Source organism: Vibrio qingdaonensis (assembly GCF_026191675.1).
Lineage (GTDB): Bacteria > Pseudomonadota > Gammaproteobacteria > Enterobacterales > Vibrionaceae > Vibrio > Vibrio qingdaonensis.
Genome location: NZ_JAKRRY010000046.1, coordinates 1 through 14,269, shown reverse-complemented (window position 1 = coordinate 14,269; position 14,269 = coordinate 1). Strand labels below are relative to the sequence as shown.

The following is a 14,269-nucleotide window of genomic DNA, read 5'->3' as shown; positions in this document are numbered from 1 at the left end:
GGACTGCGCCTCTCGTTCATTCGCAACAAGTTCATCAAAATACAGATACAAAAAAGCCGAGCATAAATGCTCGGCTTTTCAGTTCTTACGAACCTACTGATTACTCAGCAGCAGCTTCTTCAGATGCTTCTGGGCGATCTACAAGCTCAATGTAAGCCATTGGAGCTTTATCACCAGCACGGAAGCCAGCTTTTAGGATACGAGTGTAACCGCCTTGACGGGCAGCAAAACGTGGACCTAGTTCGTTGAATAGTTTCGCAACTACTTCGTTATCACGAGTACGTGCAAATGCTAGACGACGGTTAGCAACACTGTCAGTCTTAGCTAGTGTAATCAAAGGCTCAACTACGCGACGTAGCTCTTTTGCTTTAGGCAATGTAGTCTTGATTACTTCATGACGTACAAGAGAGCTAGCCATATTGCTGAACATCGCTTTGCGATGACTGCTGTTGCGGTTGAGTTGACGACCACTCTTACGATGGCGCATGACCTAATCCTTCTAACTAGTATCGATTAATCTTCAGCGATAGACGCTGGTGGCCAGTTTTCTAGGCGCATGCCCAGAGAAAGACCACGTGATGCAAGTACGTCTTTAATCTCAGTAAGAGATTTTTTACCAAGGTTAGGCGTTTTAAGTAGCTCAACCTCAGTACGCTGTACAAGATCACCGATGTAGTGAATCGCTTCTGCTTTCAGACAGTTAGCAGAGCGAACTGTTAGTTCAAGATCGTCTACAGGACGCAGTAGAATAGGATCGAACTCCGGCTTCTCTTCTTTCTCCTCAGGAACACGTACATCACGAAGATCTACGAATGCATCCAATTGCTCAGCTAGAATAGTAGCTGCACGACGGATAGCTTCCTCAGGTTCAAGAGTACCGTTCGTTTCCATGTCGATGACAAGCTTGTCTAAGTCAGTACGTTGTTCTACACGAGCTGCTTCAACAGCATAGGCGATTTTATCGACTGGGCTGTATGTAGCATCTACTAGTAGACGACCGATTGGACGCTCATCTTCTTCAGTATGGATACGAGCTGAAGCTGGAACGTAACCACGACCACGTTCAACTTTGATACGCATAGCGATCTCAGCGTTGTCATCCGTTAGGTGACAAATAACGTGTTCTGGGTTAGCGATCTCTACATCACCATCATGGGTGATGTCACCTGCAACAACAGGGCCTGAGCCTGATTTATTCAGCGTAATGAATACTTCATCTTTGCCTTCGGCAACGCGAACAGCCAGACCTTTCAAGTTAAGCAATATCTCAAGGATATCTTCTTGAACGCCTTCTTTAGTGCTGTACTCGTGCAGAACGCCTTCTATTTCAACTTCTGTTACAGCACAACCTGGCATAGAAGATAGTAGAATGCGACGAAGTGCATTACCTAGAGTGTGACCGAAACCACGCTCTAATGGCTCAAGAGTTACTTTTGCGTGTGTCGTGCTGATCTGTTCAATATCAACAAGACGTGGCTTAAGAAATTCTGTTACAGAACCCTGCATTGTGTCCTCTCTTTTGTTTAAACCTTACTTAGAGTAAAGCTCGACGATCAAGTGTTCGTTAATGTCAGCAGATAGGTCAGAACGCTCAGGCATACGCTTGAATGTACCTTCCATCTTACCAGCATCTACTTCAATCCAAGTTGGTTTTTCACGTTGTTCAGCTACTTCTAGAGCAGCCTTAATACGAGCTTGCTGTTTAGCTTTCTCGCGGATAGTAACAACGTCGTTAGCCGAAACTTTGAAAGAAGGAACGTTTACAACTTTACCGTTAACTACGATAGCTTTGTGGCTAACTAGTTGACGTGCTTCTGCGCGAGTTGCGCCAAAGCCCATGCGGTAAACTACGTTGTCAAGACGACCTTCAAGAAGCTGAAGTAGGTTTTCACCCGTGTTGCCCTTAAGGCGAGCAGCTTCTTTGTAATAGTTACGGAATTGTTTTTCTAGAACGCCGTAGATACGACGAACTTTTTGCTTCTCACGAAGCTGAACGCCATATTCAGATAGACGACCGCGACGAGCGCCGTGTACACCTGGTGCGTTATCAATTTTACACTTGGTATCGATCGCACGTACACCAGACTTAAGGAATAAGTCAGTACCTTCGCGACGGCTAAGCTTCAGCTTAGGACCCAAATATCTTGCCATGATTCTTCTCCAATTATCCCAGAAACGTTATACGTTTATACGCGACGTTTCTTAGGTGGACGACAACCGTTATGAGGGATTGGTGTAGCATCAACAATGTTTGTGATGCGGAAACCAGCAGCGTTCAGTGCACGAACAGTAGATTCGCGACCTGGACCTGGACCCTTAACCATAACTTCCAAGTTCTTTAGACCGTATTCTTTCGCCATTTCAGCACAACGTTCAGCAGCAACCTGTGCAGCAAACGGAGTGGATTTACGAGAGCCACGGAAACCTGAACCACCTGCAGTAGCCCAAGCAAGAGCGTTACCTTGACGGTCAGTAATGGTTACGATTGTATTATTGAAAGAAGCATGAATGTGCGCTACGCCATCAGCAACTTGCTTGCGTACGCGCTTACGAGCGCGTGTTGGTTGTTTAGCCATTGTACTCTACCTTCCCGACTATTTCTTGATCGGCTTACGCGGACCCTTGCGGGTGCGAGCGTTGGTTTTAGTACGCTGTCCACGTAGTGGTAGACTGCGACGATGACGAAGACCACGGTAACAGCCAAGGTCCATAAGACGCTTGATGTTCATTGATACTTCACGACGTAGATCACCTTCTACAGTGTATTTTGCAACACCATCACGCAGTTGATCGATCTGTTCTTCATTTAGTTCACTGATCTTAACATCTTCAGCAATACCTACTTCAGCTAGAATAGCTTGAGAGCGAGTCTTACCGATGCCGTAAATCGCAGTTAAGGCGATTACAGCATGTTTTTGATCAGGAATGTTAATGCCTGCTATACGGGCCATTATTCACTCCATAGTGTTTCGTAAAAGAATTATCCGCAACAAAGCCCGTCTAGGATACGTTGCGGGATACTACTTCTTTTGCACGCAAAAGGTAGGTCGAGGAATATACTCGACCATACCTCATATTTCAAGTAAAAATTTCTGCTTAATTAGCCTTGGCGCTGTTTATGCTTTGGCTCACTGCAGATCACTCGCACAACACCGTTGCGCTTAATGACTTTACAGTTACGGCAGATTTTTTTAACGGAAGCACGAACTTTCATTGCTAAACTCCGTAAATGAAATCTGAATTAACGGCCTGAGCCCTTCAGATTTGCTTTTTTCAACACAGAATCATACTGTTGAGACATCAGATGAGTCTGTACCTGTGCCATGAAATCCATGATAACTACCACTACGATGAGTAGTGATGTGCCGCCAAAATAGAAACGTACGTTCCAAGCGACCATCATGAACTCGGGAATCAGACATATAAAGGTAATGTATAGCGCACCCGCTAGGGTTAATCTAGTCATTACTTTATCGATATACTTCGCTGTCTGCTCTCCTGGGCGGATACCGGGTACGAATGCACCAGACTTCTTCAAATTGTCTGCTGTTTCTCTTGGGTTGAAAACCAACGCCGTATAGAAGAAACAGAAGAAAATTATCGCTGCAGCATAAAGCATTACATACAATGGTTGACCAGGGCTAAGAGCCAAAGACACATCAGTTAACCAACCGAATGCGCTGCTCTCACCATTTTGACCAAACCACTGAGCCAATGTTCCTGGAAACAAGATAATACTTGATGCAAAGATTGCCGGAATTACACCTGCCATGTTGATTTTCAACGGCAAGTGAGTACTTTGAGCTGCAAAAACCTTACGGCCTTGCTGTCTCTTCGCATAGTTAACGACGATTCGACGTTGACCACGCTCCATAAACACTACAAAGTAAATAACGGCAAACGCTAATACAGCAATAAACAACAAAAGAAGAACGTGCAGTTCACCTTGACGCGCTTGCTCGATTGTTTGACCGATTGCCGAAGGCAATCCAGCAACAATACCTGCAAAGATGAGAATAGAAATACCATTCCCGATTCCACGCTCTGTAATTTGTTCACCTAACCACATTAAGAACATGGTACCGGTTACTAAACTTACGGTCGCAATCAGCGTAAACATGGTTTGGTTGATAACAACCAGATTATTGACCATGTTTGGAAGGCCAGTTGCAATACCTATTGCCTGGAATGTTGCAAGTACAAGCGTACCATAACGCGTATATTGGCTAATCTTACGACGCCCTGCCTCACCCTCTTTTTTGAGTTCGGCTAACGCTGGATGAACTACAGTTAGCAACTGGACAACAATAGAAGCCGAAATATACGGCATGATGCCCAGTGCTAAAATAGATGCACGCTCTAGAGCACCACCGGAGAACATGTTAAACATTTCTACGATGGTACCTTTTTGCTGTTCGAACAAATCGGCAAGTACAGCCGCGTCAATACCAGGAATCGGCACAAAAGAGCCAGCACGAAACACGAGTAACGCACCAAGTACGAATAAAAGGCGCGACTTGAGCTCGTTTAAGCCACTTTTTGCACTGTTAAAATCTTGTCCTGGTTTCTTAGCCATCTGTACCTCATCCCTCGAGATTATTCCTCGATTTTACCGCCTGCAGCTTCGATTGCAGCTTTAGCACCTTTTGTCACGCGTAGACCTTTAACAGTCACAGCTTTCGTTAGTTCACCTGAAAGAACAACTTTTACAAATTCGATGTTCTTAGTGATAACGTTAGCCGCTTTAAGACTGTTTAGATCAACAACATCACCTGTTACTTTCGCTAGCTCAGCTAGACGAACTTCAGCAGACACTAGGCTCTTACGAGAAGTGAAACCGAATTTAGGTAGACGCTGTTTCAAAGGCATTTGACCGCCTTCAAAGCCTGGACGAACACTGCCGCCAGAGCGTGATTTTTGGCCTTTATGACCACGACCTGCTGTTTTACCAAGGCCAGAACCGATACCACGGCCTACGCGCTTCTTAGAAGGCTTAGAACCCGCAGCCGGTGATAGAGTATTCAAACGCATTCTGATTACTCCTCAACTTTAACCATGTAGTAAACCTTGTTGATCATACCGCGTACACACGGAGTATCTTCAAGCTCTACTGTATGGTTGATTTTACGAAGGCCTAAACCTTTAAGACACGCTTTGTGCTTAGGTAGACGACCGATTGAACTCTTAGTTTGAGTCACTTTAATAGTATTAGCCATGGTTCTTACTCCGAAATCGATTCAACAGTTAGACCACGCTTAGCAGCTACCATTTCTGGTGACTTAACGTCTACTAGACCAGCAATCGTTGCGCGAACAACGTTGATTGGGTTAGTTGAACCGTAAGCTTTCGCTAATACGTTGTGAACACCTACAACTTCAAGTACTGCACGCATCGCACCGCCGGCGATGATACCAGTACCTTCTGCAGCTGGCTGCATGTAGATCTTAGAGCCCGAATGACGACCTTTCACCGCGTGGTGAAGAGTGCCTTCGTTAAGCGAAATCGTAACCATGTTACGACGTGCTTTTTCCATTGCTTTTTGAATCGCAGCAGGTACTTCACGGGCTTTACCGTAACCGAAACCTACACGACCATTACCGTCACCAACTACTGTTAGTGCAGTGAAGCTCATGATTCGACCACCCTTAACCGTCTTAGAAACACGGTTAACAGCGATTAGCTTTTCTTGCAAATCACTAGCTTGTTGTTGTTCTTTTGCCATCGTCCAACCCTACCTTAGAATTTCAGACCAGCTTCGCGAGCAGATTCTGCTAGCGCCGCTACTCGACCGTGGTATTGGAAACCAGAGCGATCGAATGCAACTGTAGAAACGCCTTTTTCAAGAGCGCGTTCTGCAATTGCTTTACCAATTGCTTGAGCTGCTTCGATGTTACCAGTGTTCTTAACTTGCTCACGGATCGCTTTTTCTACAGTAGAAGCGGAAGCGATGACCTCAGAGCCGTTTGATGCGATAACCTGAGCGTACACATGACGCGGAGTACGGTGTACAACTAGGCGAGTTGCACCCAGTTCTGCAATCTTACGACGCGCACGTGTAGCACGACGGATGCGAGATGCTTTCTTATCCATAGTGTTACCTTACTTTTTCTTAGCTTCTTTGGTACGCACATTTTCATCTGCGTAACGAACACCTTTACCTTTATAAGGCTCAGGCTCACGGTAAGAACGAATGTCAGCTGCAACTTGACCTACTAATTGCTTATCGCAACCAGTAATGATGATCTCAGTTTGGCTTGGACACTCGGCTTTAATACCCGCTGGCAACTCGTGCTCAACTGGGTGAGAGAAACCTAGAGTTAGGCCTACAGCGTTGCCTTTAATAGCAGCACGGTAACCAACACCCTTAAGAGTCAGTTTCTTAGTAAAGCCTTCGGTAACACCAACAACCATGTTGTTAACTAGTGCACGAGCAGTACCTGCTTGTGCCCAAGCGTTAGCAACGCCTTCTTTCGGTCCGAAAGTTAGGTTGTTCTCTTCCTGTGCAACAACTACTGCGCTGTTAAGAACGCGAGTAAGTTCACCTTTGCTACCTTTTACAGTAACTTCTTGGCCGTTTAGTTTCACCTCTACGCCAGCTGGAATAGCGACAGGTGCTTTAGCAACACGAGACATAGTCTACTCCTATTAAGCTACGTAACAGATGATTTCACCGCCAAGGCATGCTTTACGAGCAGCACGGTCTGACATCAGACCCTTGGAAGTAGATACGACAGCAATACCCAAACCACCCATTACAGATGGTAGCTCGTTGTTCTTCTTGTAAACACGAAGACCAGGACGAGATACACGTTTGATTTGCTCGATTACAGGTTTAGCTTGGAAGTACTTAAGTGTAACTTCTAGCTCAGGTTTTGTTTCGCCTTCAACAGCGAAATCTGTAATATAACCTTCAGCTTTCAGCAAAGCAGCAATTGCAACTTTAAGCTTTGAAGAAGGCATTTTAACAGCAACTTTATTTGCTGCCTGACCGTTACGAATACGGGTCAGCATATCCGAAATCGGATCTTGCATGCTCATATGATTTACTCCAAATGATTAAGTGGCAATTACCAGCTAGCCTTACGAAGTCCAGGAATCTCGCCTTTCATGCAAGCTTCACGAACTTTAATACGGCTGAGACCGAACTTACGTAGGAAACCGTGTGGACGACCAGTTTGGTTGCAACGGTTGCGCTGACGTGATGCACTTGAATCACGTGGAAGAGATTGCAGTTTAAGAACCGCATTCCAACGATCTTCTTCTGATGCGTTAACATCGCTAATGATAGCTTTTAGCGCAGAACGCTTTTCTGCGAACTTAGCTACTAGCTTCGCGCGTTTTACTTCGCGCGCTTTCATTGATTGTTTAGCCATAACAGTAACCCTTCACCTTACTTACGGAATGGGAAGTTAAAGGCAGCCAGCAGAGCTCGGCCTTCCTCATCGTTTGCAGCAGACGTCGTAATAGTGATGTCTAGGCCACGAACACGGTCTACTTTATCGTAGTCGATTTCCGGGAAGATGATTTGCTCGCGAACGCCCATGCTGTAGTTACCGCGTCCGTCAAAAGACTTAGCGCTAACGCCACGGAAGTCACGTACACGTGGAAGTGCGATAGAGATTAAACGCTCTAAAAATTCCCACATACGTTCGCCACGCAAGGTTACTTTACAACCAATTGGGTAGCCTTCACGAATTTTGAAACCTGCAACAGATTTACGCGCTTTAGTGATAAGAGGCTTTTGACCAGAGATCGTTGCCATATCAGCTGCTGCGTTTTCTAGCAGTTTCTTATCGTTGATTGCTTCACCAACGCCCATGTTTAGGGTGATTTTCTCAATCCTAGGGACTTGCATGACGCTTGAGTAGCTGAACTCTTTGGTCAGTTCAGCAACTACAGACGACTTGTAGTAATCATGCAGTTTCGCCATAGTAGAACTCCAAATTACTTCTAATTAGTTAGAAACAGTTTCGCCGTTAGATTTGAAGAAACGAACTTTCTTGCCATCTTCGATACGGAAACCGATGCGGTCTGCTTTACCAGTAGCCGCGTTGAAAACTGCAACGTTAGAAGCATCAATAGCTGCTTCTTGTTCAACGATGCCACCTTGTTGACCTAGAGCCGGAACCGGCTTTTGGTGCTTCTTAACAAGGTTAATGCCTTCAACGATAACTTTACCGGTCGCTAGAACCTTAGTTACTTTACCTTTCTTGCCTTTATCTTTACCAGCAAGAACGATTACTTCGTCGTTACGACGGATTTTAGCTGCCATGTTGCCGCTCCTTACAGAACTTCTGGTGCTAGTGAAACAATCTTCATGAATTTCGCATTACGAAGTTCACGAGTCACTGGACCAAAGATACGTGTGCCGACTGGTTGCTCAGTAGTGTCGTTCAACAATACACAAGCGTTGCGGTCGAAGCGAATGACAGAGCCATCTGGACGACGTACGCCTTTACGGGTGCGAACTACCACCGCCTTCAGGACATCACCTTTTTTTACTTTACCGCGAGGAATTGCTTCTTTCACAGTAACCTTGATGACATCACCGATGTGTGCATAACGGCGGTGAGAGCCACCCAGAACCTTAATACACATTACTCTACGAGCGCCGGAATTATCCGCAGCGTCGAGTGTACTTTGCATTTGGATCATGTTAGTGCTCCGCTAAATATTAAAAACTAGACCCTCTCGGGTCGGGCTGCCTCTTTAAAGGGATGCGAACTATACCACCCTTTTTTGAGATTGGGTAGACAAAAAATAAGCGGCCCCCAAATTAAATCGGAGCCGCTTGATTTTTAAGCAAAATTCTTAATTAAGATTTCGCTTTTTCTACGATGTTTACCAATGTCCAAGACTTCATCTTAGACAGTGGACGACATTCACGAACTTCAACAGTGTCGCCAATGCCACACTCGTTGTTTTCGTCATGTGCGTGTAGTTTAGTCGTACGCTTTACGAATTTACCGTAAATTGGGTGTTTAACCATGCGTTCGATTGCAACAACAATAGACTTATCAGCCTTGTTGCTAATTACACGACCTAGTTGGGTACGAATTTTGTCGCTCATTATGCGCCTGCCTTCTCAGTCAAAACAGTTTTCACACGTGCGATATCACGGCGTACAGCTTTAAGAGCATGAGTTTGCTGAAGTTGACCAGTTGCACCTTGCATGCGCAAGTTAAACTGTTCACGTAGCAAATTCAATAGCTCGGCGTTAAGCTCTTCAACGCTTTTTTCGCGTAGATCTTGTGCTTTCATCACATCACCTGCTTAGTTACAAATGTAGTTTTGAACGGCAGTTTGCGAGCCGCTAGGCGGAACGCTTCACGTGCCAACTCTTCAGGTACACCGTCCATTTCGTACATAACCTTTCCAGGTTGGATTTGGGCTACCCAGTACTCAACGTTACCTTTACCCTTACCCTGACGAACTTCAAGTGGCTTTTCTGTGATTGGCTTATCTGGGAACACACGGATCCAGATTTGACCTTGACGCTTCACGTGACGTGTCATTGCACGACGTGCCGCTTCGATTTGACGAGCAGTCAAACGACCACGGCCAACAGCTTTAAGACCGAATTCGCCGAAGCTTACATCAGTACCTTTAGCTAGACCACGGTTACGACCAGTCTGAACCTTACGGAACTTAGTACGTTTAGGTTGTAGCATCTGTCGACTCCTTACTTACGGCCTTTACGCTGCTTCTTAGGCTTATCGCCTTTTGGCTCTACTGCGTTAGCAGCTGGCATTCCGCCTAGAATCTCACCTTTGAAGATCCAAACTTTAATGCCGATCACACCGTATTGGGTGTGAGCCGAAGAAGTTGCGTAATCAATGTCAGCACGTAGAGTATGTAGAGGTACACGACCTTCACGATACCACTCAGAACGTGCAATTTCAGCGCCGCCTAGACGACCGCTTACTTCCACTTTGATACCTTTAGCGCCTAGACGCATAGCATTTTGAACCGCGCGCTTCATAGCACGACGGAACATAACACGACGCTCTAGTTGAGAGGCGATGCTATCAGCAACTAACTTGCCGTCTAGCTCAGGCTTACGTACTTCAGCGATGTTAATTTGCGCTGGTACACCTGCGATTTTAGCTACAGCTGTGCGTAGCTTCTCAACGTCTTCACCTTTCTTACCGATAACAACACCAGGACGAGCAGTGTGAATAGTCACACGGATGCTCTTCGCTGGACGCTCGATAACGATGCGTGATAGAGACGCTTTTGCTAGTTCCTTAGTAAGAAACTGACGTACCTTGAAGTCGCCGTCTAGGTTGTCAGCGAAATCTTTGGTATTAGCAAACCATGTAGCATTCCAAGGCTTAACGATGCCAAGACGAATACCATTTGGATGTACTTTCTGACCCATTGCTTATCTCCTAGCTTTTAGCGATCTGCTACAACAACAGTGATGTGGCTTGAACGCTTCAAGATACGGTCGGCACGGCCTTTAGCACGAGGCATAATACGCTTCATGATAGGGCCTTCATCTACGAAGATTTTAGCGACATTAAGATCGTCGATATCTGCACCTTCGTTATGTTCCGCATTCGCGATTGCTGATTCTAGAACTTTCTTGATCAATTCAGCAGCTTTTTTGTTGCTGAAAGTAAGTAGTTCTAGCGCTTGATCCACGTTTTTACCGCGGATTTGGTCTGCAACTAAGCGAGCTTTCTGTGGAGAAATACGAGCAAAGTTATGTTTAGCGATAGCTTCCATCATCTACTCCTATTTCTTCTTAGCTTTCTTATCTGCAGCATGGCCGCGATAAGTGCGAGTTGGTGCAAATTCACCCAGTTTGTGACCGATCATTTCTTCGGTAACGAAAACTGGTACGTGCTGACGACCATTATGGACAGCGATGGTCAAACCGATCATAGTAGGTATGATCATTGAGCGACGGGACCAAGTCTTAACAGGCTTTTTGTCTCCGCTTTCCACCGCTTTCTCTACCTTCTTCAGCAAGTGTAGGTCAATAAAAGGACCTTTCTTGAGAGAACGTGGCATGGCGATTCCTCTTTATAGATTATTTATTACGACGACGTACGATGTACTTGTCAGTGCGCTTGTTCTTACGAGTCTTAAAGCCTTTAGTAGGCTGACCCCAAGGAGATACTGGATGACGGCCACCAGAAGTACGACCTTCACCACCACCGTGTGGGTGGTCTACCGGGTTCATTACCACACCGCGAACGGTTGGACGAACACCGCGCCAGCGGCTAGCACCAGCTTTACCTAGTTCACGTAGCATGTGCTCTGCATTACCAACTTCACCGAGCGTAGCACGGCCTTCTGATAATACTTTGCGCATTTCACCTGAACGTAGGCGTAGAGTTACATATGCACCATCGCGAGCGATAAGTTGTGCGTATGCACCTGCAGAACGAGCAATTTGTGCACCTTTACCAGGCTTCAGCTCAACACAGTGAACTGTAGAACCTACAGGGATGTTACGCATCGGCAGAGTGTTACCTGCTTTGATTGGCGCATCAACACCTGACTGGATAGAGTCACCCGCTTGGATGCCCTTTGGTGCGATAATGTAGCGGCGCTCACCGTCTGCGTACAGAACTAGAGCAATGTTTGCGCTACGGTTTGGATCGTATTCTAGGCGCTCAACTTTCGCTGGGATGCCATCTTTAGTACGTTTGAAGTCAATCAAACGGTAGTGATGTTTGTGACCACCACCGATGTGACGTACTGTGATACGACCGTTGTTGTTACGACCACCGTTCTTAGAGTTTTTCTCTAGAAGTGGTGCGTATGGCTTACCCTTGTGCAGGTCAGTGTTAACAACTTTAACAACGTGACGACGACCAGGGGAAGTCGGCTTACATTTAACAATAGCCATTCTTAACTACTCCTGTTATTCCGCGCCGCCAACAAAGTCAAGGTCTTGACCTTCAGCCAAAGTAACATACGCTTTCTTAACGTCGCTGCGGCGACCTTGGCGTAGACCTTGGCGTTTAGTCTTACCCTTAAGAATAAGAGTATTTACAGACTTAACTTCAACTTCAAATAGCTTTTCAACAGCTGCTTTGATCTCTTTCTTCGTTGCATCTTTTGCTACTTTGAAAACGATAGTGTTCGCTTTCTCTGCAGCCATAGTTGCTTTCTCAGAAATGTGCGGAGCACGTAGAACTTTTAGGATACGCTCTTCAGTGATCATGCTAGCATCTCCTCAACTTGCTTAACTGCGTCAGCAGTCATTAGAACCTTGTTGAAGCCGATTAGACTTACTGGATCAATCGCAGCAACGTCACGAGCATCAACTTTGTAAAGGTTACGAGCAGCTAAGAATAGATTCTCATCTACTTCGCTAGTCACAATAAGAACGTCCGAAAGCTCAAGTTCATTAAGCTTAGCAATTAGCTCTTTTGTTTTTGGTGCTTCAACTGAGAAGTTGTCTACAACAACTAGACGCTCTTGACGAACAAGCTCAGAAAGAATGCTTTTCATAGCACCGCGGTACATTTTTTTGTTTACTTTTTGGCTGTGATCTTGTGGTTTCGCAGCAAAAGTAACACCACCTGTACGCCAGATTGGGCTACGAATTGTACCAGCACGCGCGCGGCCAGTACCTTTTTGACGCCATGGCTTAGCGCCACCGCCAGATACTTCAGAACGAGTCTTTTGAGCACGAGTACCTTGACGAGCACCTGCTGCATAAGCAACAACTACTTGGTGTACAAGAGCTTCGTTGAAGTCACGTCCGAAAGTAGTCTCGGAAACAGTTAGTGCATCAGCACCTTTAACCATCAATTCCATTACTTACTCCTAGACGTTATGCTTTAATAGCTGGTTTAACGATCACGTTGCCGCCTGTTGAGCCTGGTACTGCACCTTTAATAAGGAGCAAACCGCGCTCAGCGTCAACACGTACGATCTCTAGGTTTTGAGTCGTTACACGCTCAGCACCCATGTGACCTGCCATTTTCTTGCCTTTAAATACGCGACCTGGAGTTTGGCATTGACCAATTGAACCCGGTGCACGGTGAGACAAGGAGTTACCGTGAGTCATATCTTGAGTAGAGAAGTTCCAACGCTTAACAGCGCCTTGGAAGCCTTTACCTTTAGATGTACCAGTAACGTCTACTTTTTTAACGTCGTTGAATAGTTCTACATTTAGCTCAGCGCCAAGTTCAAACTCTTCGCCGTTTTCCAAACGGAATTCCCAAAGACCGCGACCTGCTTCAACACCTGCTTTCGCAAAGTGGCCAGCTTCTGGCTTAGAAACACGGCTAGCTTTCTTCTCACCTGCAGTGATTTGGATTGCTGCATAACCGTCAGTCTCAAGTGATTTAACTTGAGTTACACGGTTCGCTTCAACCTCAACAACTGTTACAGGGATAGAAACGCCTTCTTCGGTAAATACGCGGGTCATACCCACTTTACGTCCGACTAGACCAATCATTATTCTTATCTCCCTTAACCTAGGCTGATTTGAACATCAACGCCAGCAGCAAGATCAAGACGCATTAGAGCATCAACAGTTTTATCTGTTGGCTCAACGATGTCGATCAAACGCTTGTGAGTACGAATTTCGTACTGATCACGTGCATCTTTGTTGACGTGTGGAGAGGTAAGAACAGTGAAACGCTCTTTACGAGTAGGAAGTGGAATAGGACCACGAACCTGTGCGCCGGTACGCTTAGCTGTTTCAACGATTTCCGCAGTAGACTGATCGATTAGCTTGTAATCAAAAGCCTTTAGGCGGATACGAATACGTTGGTTCTGCATGAGACAGAGCTCCAAAATTAATTATTACACAAACAATATCGCCACTCATACTCGCTAAGGCGAGAGAATGTCGATTGATTTATGTGAAACCGTAGCACTCTAATTGAATGCATTGTCAGCTAATTTTCGATTAACCTAAATCTGTTTTAGTGTGTAAACGCTAAAACATAAGGGTTAATTGTATTAACTGCGAACATAAGCTGAGTCTACGTTACTAAACATCTACGTGAGTAGGCGTTTACTCCTCAGTGCTCATTGGTTCACAACTGGCTAGGCCAGAGCGCGCTATTATACAGAACAAGTTTGGAGTTGCAATAGGTGAAGGGAAATTAATCAACACGTAACTATTCTGCTGTGGTTCAACAAAACAAAAACTAAGGGAGTGAGCCAGAACGGTGAATAGATCAGCTTTCTATTCAATAAGATAGGACGACATAATACGACCCTAAGTAAGGGTTCATAAAAATAAGCTAATAAAAAGAGGAGCCTAAGCTCCCCTTTTTTAGTGCGGTATTCG

General features: G+C 45.5%; 28 protein-coding genes. All 28 read right to left on the bottom strand.

All coding sequences use genetic code 11. The features are described 5' to 3' along the window. Positions 1-100 precede the first annotated feature (100 nt). A complete protein-coding gene (rplQ, locus tag MD535_RS22555) occupies positions 101-487 on the bottom strand; it encodes a 50S ribosomal protein L17 (protein ID WP_031493230.1) in 387 nt (128 codons plus the stop codon). 26 nt (positions 488-513) lie between these two features. Continuing rightward, the gene (locus MD535_RS22550; RefSeq protein ID WP_102471322.1) at positions 514-1,506 is read right to left on the bottom strand and encodes a DNA-directed RNA polymerase subunit alpha; all 993 of its coding nucleotides are present in this window, start codon (positions 1,504-1,506) and stop codon (positions 514-516) included. Positions 1,507-1,530: 24 nt separating this feature from the next. Beyond that, a complete protein-coding gene (gene rpsD, locus MD535_RS22545) occupies positions 1,531-2,151 on the bottom strand; it encodes a 30S ribosomal protein S4 (RefSeq protein ID WP_265677369.1) in 621 nt (206 codons plus the stop codon). Positions 2,152-2,186: 35 nt separating this feature from the next. Next, complete coding sequence (gene rpsK, locus MD535_RS22540) at positions 2,187-2,576, bottom strand: 30S ribosomal protein S11 (protein ID WP_001118870.1); 390 nt, start codon at positions 2,574-2,576, stop codon at positions 2,187-2,189. 18 nt (positions 2,577-2,594) lie between these two features. Then, entirely contained in the window at positions 2,595-2,951 is a 357-nt protein-coding gene (rpsM, locus tag MD535_RS22535; protein WP_102471324.1) for a 30S ribosomal protein S13, read from the bottom strand. Between the two features lie 149 nt (positions 2,952-3,100). Continuing rightward, positions 3,101-3,214, bottom strand: coding sequence for a 50S ribosomal protein L36 (gene rpmJ / locus MD535_RS22530; protein WP_000868186.1), 114 nt, complete (start codon positions 3,212-3,214; stop codon positions 3,101-3,103). 27 nt (positions 3,215-3,241) lie between these two features. Then, positions 3,242-4,576, bottom strand: a complete 1,335-nt coding sequence (gene secY, locus MD535_RS22525) for a preprotein translocase subunit SecY (RefSeq protein ID WP_250619388.1) — start codon at positions 4,574-4,576, stop codon at positions 3,242-3,244. 20 nt (positions 4,577-4,596) lie between these two features. Then, positions 4,597-5,031 (bottom strand): 50S ribosomal protein L15, encoded by a 435-nt coding sequence (gene rplO / locus MD535_RS22520; protein ID WP_102471326.1) that lies wholly within the window; start codon positions 5,029-5,031, stop codon positions 4,597-4,599. A 5-nt stretch (positions 5,032-5,036) separates the two neighbouring features. After that, a complete protein-coding gene (gene rpmD, locus MD535_RS22515; protein ID WP_102471327.1) occupies positions 5,037-5,216 on the bottom strand; it encodes a 50S ribosomal protein L30 in 180 nt (59 codons plus the stop codon). Positions 5,217-5,221: 5 nt separating this feature from the next. Beyond that, positions 5,222-5,722, bottom strand: coding sequence for a 30S ribosomal protein S5 (gene rpsE, locus MD535_RS22510; protein ID WP_265677366.1), 501 nt, complete (start codon positions 5,720-5,722; stop codon positions 5,222-5,224). Between the two features lie 14 nt (positions 5,723-5,736). Then, entirely contained in the window at positions 5,737-6,090 is a 354-nt protein-coding gene (gene rplR / locus MD535_RS22505) for a 50S ribosomal protein L18 (protein WP_250619389.1), read from the bottom strand. Between the two features lie 9 nt (positions 6,091-6,099). Beyond that, a complete protein-coding gene (gene rplF / locus MD535_RS22500; protein ID WP_265677365.1) occupies positions 6,100-6,633 on the bottom strand; it encodes a 50S ribosomal protein L6 in 534 nt (177 codons plus the stop codon). 12 nt (positions 6,634-6,645) lie between these two features. After that, positions 6,646-7,038: a 30S ribosomal protein S8 gene (rpsH, locus tag MD535_RS22495; protein WP_265677364.1), complete on the bottom strand. Its 393-nt coding sequence runs from the start codon at positions 7,036-7,038 to the stop codon at positions 6,646-6,648. A 29-nt stretch (positions 7,039-7,067) separates the two neighbouring features. Next, positions 7,068-7,373 (bottom strand): 30S ribosomal protein S14, encoded by a 306-nt coding sequence (gene rpsN, locus MD535_RS22490; protein ID WP_265677363.1) that lies wholly within the window; start codon positions 7,371-7,373, stop codon positions 7,068-7,070. A gap of 17 nt (positions 7,374-7,390) precedes the next feature. After that, positions 7,391-7,930, bottom strand: coding sequence for a 50S ribosomal protein L5 (gene rplE / locus MD535_RS22485; protein WP_250619391.1), 540 nt, complete (start codon positions 7,928-7,930; stop codon positions 7,391-7,393). 24 nt (positions 7,931-7,954) lie between these two features. Next, on the bottom strand, positions 7,955-8,272 hold the full coding sequence (gene rplX, locus MD535_RS22480) for a 50S ribosomal protein L24 (protein ID WP_006075571.1): 318 nt from the start codon (positions 8,270-8,272) through the stop codon (positions 7,955-7,957). A gap of 11 nt (positions 8,273-8,283) precedes the next feature. Beyond that, entirely contained in the window at positions 8,284-8,655 is a 372-nt protein-coding gene (gene rplN, locus MD535_RS22475) for a 50S ribosomal protein L14 (protein WP_017036074.1), read from the bottom strand. Positions 8,656-8,815: 160 nt separating this feature from the next. Continuing rightward, positions 8,816-9,070 (bottom strand): 30S ribosomal protein S17, encoded by a 255-nt coding sequence (rpsQ, locus tag MD535_RS22470; protein ID WP_265677362.1) that lies wholly within the window; start codon positions 9,068-9,070, stop codon positions 8,816-8,818. Beyond that, complete coding sequence (rpmC, locus tag MD535_RS22465) at positions 9,070-9,261, bottom strand: 50S ribosomal protein L29 (RefSeq protein WP_265677361.1); 192 nt, start codon at positions 9,259-9,261, stop codon at positions 9,070-9,072. Before rpmC ends, rpsQ begins: the two co-directional genes overlap by 1 nt. Next, positions 9,261-9,671 carry a 50S ribosomal protein L16 gene (gene rplP, locus MD535_RS22460; RefSeq protein WP_265677360.1) on the bottom strand — a complete coding sequence of 137 codons (411 nt, stop codon included), beginning with the start codon at positions 9,669-9,671 and terminating at the stop codon, positions 9,261-9,263. The genes rpmC and rplP overlap by 1 nt, the downstream gene beginning before the upstream one ends. A gap of 11 nt (positions 9,672-9,682) precedes the next feature. After that, the gene (gene rpsC / locus MD535_RS22455; RefSeq protein ID WP_265677359.1) at positions 9,683-10,381 is read right to left on the bottom strand and encodes a 30S ribosomal protein S3; all 699 of its coding nucleotides are present in this window, start codon (positions 10,379-10,381) and stop codon (positions 9,683-9,685) included. A 17-nt stretch (positions 10,382-10,398) separates the two neighbouring features. Then, the gene (rplV, locus tag MD535_RS22450; protein WP_102471339.1) at positions 10,399-10,731 is read right to left on the bottom strand and encodes a 50S ribosomal protein L22; all 333 of its coding nucleotides are present in this window, start codon (positions 10,729-10,731) and stop codon (positions 10,399-10,401) included. A gap of 9 nt (positions 10,732-10,740) precedes the next feature. Further along, the gene (gene rpsS, locus MD535_RS22445; protein ID WP_102471340.1) at positions 10,741-11,019 is read right to left on the bottom strand and encodes a 30S ribosomal protein S19; all 279 of its coding nucleotides are present in this window, start codon (positions 11,017-11,019) and stop codon (positions 10,741-10,743) included. A gap of 19 nt (positions 11,020-11,038) precedes the next feature. Then, a complete protein-coding gene (gene rplB, locus MD535_RS22440) occupies positions 11,039-11,863 on the bottom strand; it encodes a 50S ribosomal protein L2 (protein ID WP_102471341.1) in 825 nt (274 codons plus the stop codon). Between the two features lie 15 nt (positions 11,864-11,878). After that, the gene (gene rplW / locus MD535_RS22435; RefSeq protein ID WP_031495626.1) at positions 11,879-12,181 is read right to left on the bottom strand and encodes a 50S ribosomal protein L23; all 303 of its coding nucleotides are present in this window, start codon (positions 12,179-12,181) and stop codon (positions 11,879-11,881) included. Continuing rightward, on the bottom strand, positions 12,178-12,780 hold the full coding sequence (rplD, locus tag MD535_RS22430; RefSeq protein ID WP_265677358.1) for a 50S ribosomal protein L4: 603 nt from the start codon (positions 12,778-12,780) through the stop codon (positions 12,178-12,180). Before rplD ends, rplW begins: the two co-directional genes overlap by 4 nt. A gap of 16 nt (positions 12,781-12,796) precedes the next feature. After that, positions 12,797-13,426, bottom strand: coding sequence for a 50S ribosomal protein L3 (gene rplC / locus MD535_RS22425; RefSeq protein ID WP_265677357.1), 630 nt, complete (start codon positions 13,424-13,426; stop codon positions 12,797-12,799). 14 nt (positions 13,427-13,440) lie between these two features. Then, the gene (gene rpsJ, locus MD535_RS22420; protein WP_005417222.1) at positions 13,441-13,752 is read right to left on the bottom strand and encodes a 30S ribosomal protein S10; all 312 of its coding nucleotides are present in this window, start codon (positions 13,750-13,752) and stop codon (positions 13,441-13,443) included. Between the last annotated feature and the right edge of the window lie 517 nt (positions 13,753-14,269).

Bases quoted from the DNA above. Each gene is read 5' to 3' on its own strand.
- rplQ (WP_031493230.1), bottom strand. From the start codon at position 487: ATGCGCCATCGTAAGAGTGGTCGTCAACTCAACCGCAACAGCAGTCAT.
- MD535_RS22550 (WP_102471322.1), bottom strand. From the start codon at position 1,506: ATGCAGGGTTCTGTAACAGAATTTCTTAAGCCACGTCTTGTTGATATT.
- rpsD (WP_265677369.1), bottom strand. From the start codon at position 2,151: ATGGCAAGATATTTGGGTCCTAAGCTGAAGCTTAGCCGTCGCGAAGGT.
- rpsK (WP_001118870.1), bottom strand. From the start codon at position 2,576: ATGGCTAAACAACCAACACGCGCTCGTAAGCGCGTACGCAAGCAAGTT.
- rpsM (WP_102471324.1), bottom strand. From the start codon at position 2,951: ATGGCCCGTATAGCAGGCATTAACATTCCTGATCAAAAACATGCTGTA.
- rpmJ (WP_000868186.1), bottom strand. From the start codon at position 3,214: ATGAAAGTTCGTGCTTCCGTTAAAAAAATCTGCCGTAACTGTAAAGTC.
- secY (WP_250619388.1), bottom strand. From the start codon at position 4,576: ATGGCTAAGAAACCAGGACAAGATTTTAACAGTGCAAAAAGTGGCTTA.
- rplO (WP_102471326.1), bottom strand. From the start codon at position 5,031: ATGCGTTTGAATACTCTATCACCGGCTGCGGGTTCTAAGCCTTCTAAG.
- rpmD (WP_102471327.1), bottom strand. From the start codon at position 5,216: ATGGCTAATACTATTAAAGTGACTCAAACTAAGAGTTCAATCGGTCGT.
- rpsE (WP_265677366.1), bottom strand. From the start codon at position 5,722: ATGGCAAAAGAACAACAACAAGCTAGTGATTTGCAAGAAAAGCTAATC.
- rplR (WP_250619389.1), bottom strand. From the start codon at position 6,090: ATGGATAAGAAAGCATCTCGCATCCGTCGTGCTACACGTGCGCGTCGT.
- rplF (WP_265677365.1), bottom strand. From the start codon at position 6,633: ATGTCTCGTGTTGCTAAAGCACCTGTCGCTATTCCAGCTGGCGTAGAG.
- rpsH (WP_265677364.1), bottom strand. From the start codon at position 7,038: ATGAGCATGCAAGATCCGATTTCGGATATGCTGACCCGTATTCGTAAC.
- rpsN (WP_265677363.1), bottom strand. From the start codon at position 7,373: ATGGCTAAACAATCAATGAAAGCGCGCGAAGTAAAACGCGCGAAGCTA.
- rplE (WP_250619391.1), bottom strand. From the start codon at position 7,930: ATGGCGAAACTGCATGATTACTACAAGTCGTCTGTAGTTGCTGAACTG.
- rplX (WP_006075571.1), bottom strand. From the start codon at position 8,272: ATGGCAGCTAAAATCCGTCGTAACGACGAAGTAATCGTTCTTGCTGGT.
- rplN (WP_017036074.1), bottom strand. From the start codon at position 8,655: ATGATCCAAATGCAAAGTACACTCGACGCTGCGGATAATTCCGGCGCT.
- rpsQ (WP_265677362.1), bottom strand. From the start codon at position 9,070: ATGAGCGACAAAATTCGTACCCAACTAGGTCGTGTAATTAGCAACAAG.
- rpmC (WP_265677361.1), bottom strand. From the start codon at position 9,261: ATGAAAGCACAAGATCTACGCGAAAAAAGCGTTGAAGAGCTTAACGCC.
- rplP (WP_265677360.1), bottom strand. From the start codon at position 9,671: ATGCTACAACCTAAACGTACTAAGTTCCGTAAGGTTCAGACTGGTCGT.
- rpsC (WP_265677359.1), bottom strand. From the start codon at position 10,381: ATGGGTCAGAAAGTACATCCAAATGGTATTCGTCTTGGCATCGTTAAG.
- rplV (WP_102471339.1), bottom strand. From the start codon at position 10,731: ATGGAAGCTATCGCTAAACATAACTTTGCTCGTATTTCTCCACAGAAA.
- rpsS (WP_102471340.1), bottom strand. From the start codon at position 11,019: ATGCCACGTTCTCTCAAGAAAGGTCCTTTTATTGACCTACACTTGCTG.
- rplB (WP_102471341.1), bottom strand. From the start codon at position 11,863: ATGGCTATTGTTAAATGTAAGCCGACTTCCCCTGGTCGTCGTCACGTT.
- rplW (WP_031495626.1), bottom strand. From the start codon at position 12,181: ATGATCACTGAAGAGCGTATCCTAAAAGTTCTACGTGCTCCGCACATT.
- rplD (WP_265677358.1), bottom strand. From the start codon at position 12,780: ATGGAATTGATGGTTAAAGGTGCTGATGCACTAACTGTTTCCGAGACT.
- rplC (WP_265677357.1), bottom strand. From the start codon at position 13,426: ATGATTGGTCTAGTCGGACGTAAAGTGGGTATGACCCGCGTATTTACC.
- rpsJ (WP_005417222.1), bottom strand. From the start codon at position 13,752: ATGCAGAACCAACGTATTCGTATCCGCCTAAAGGCTTTTGATTACAAG.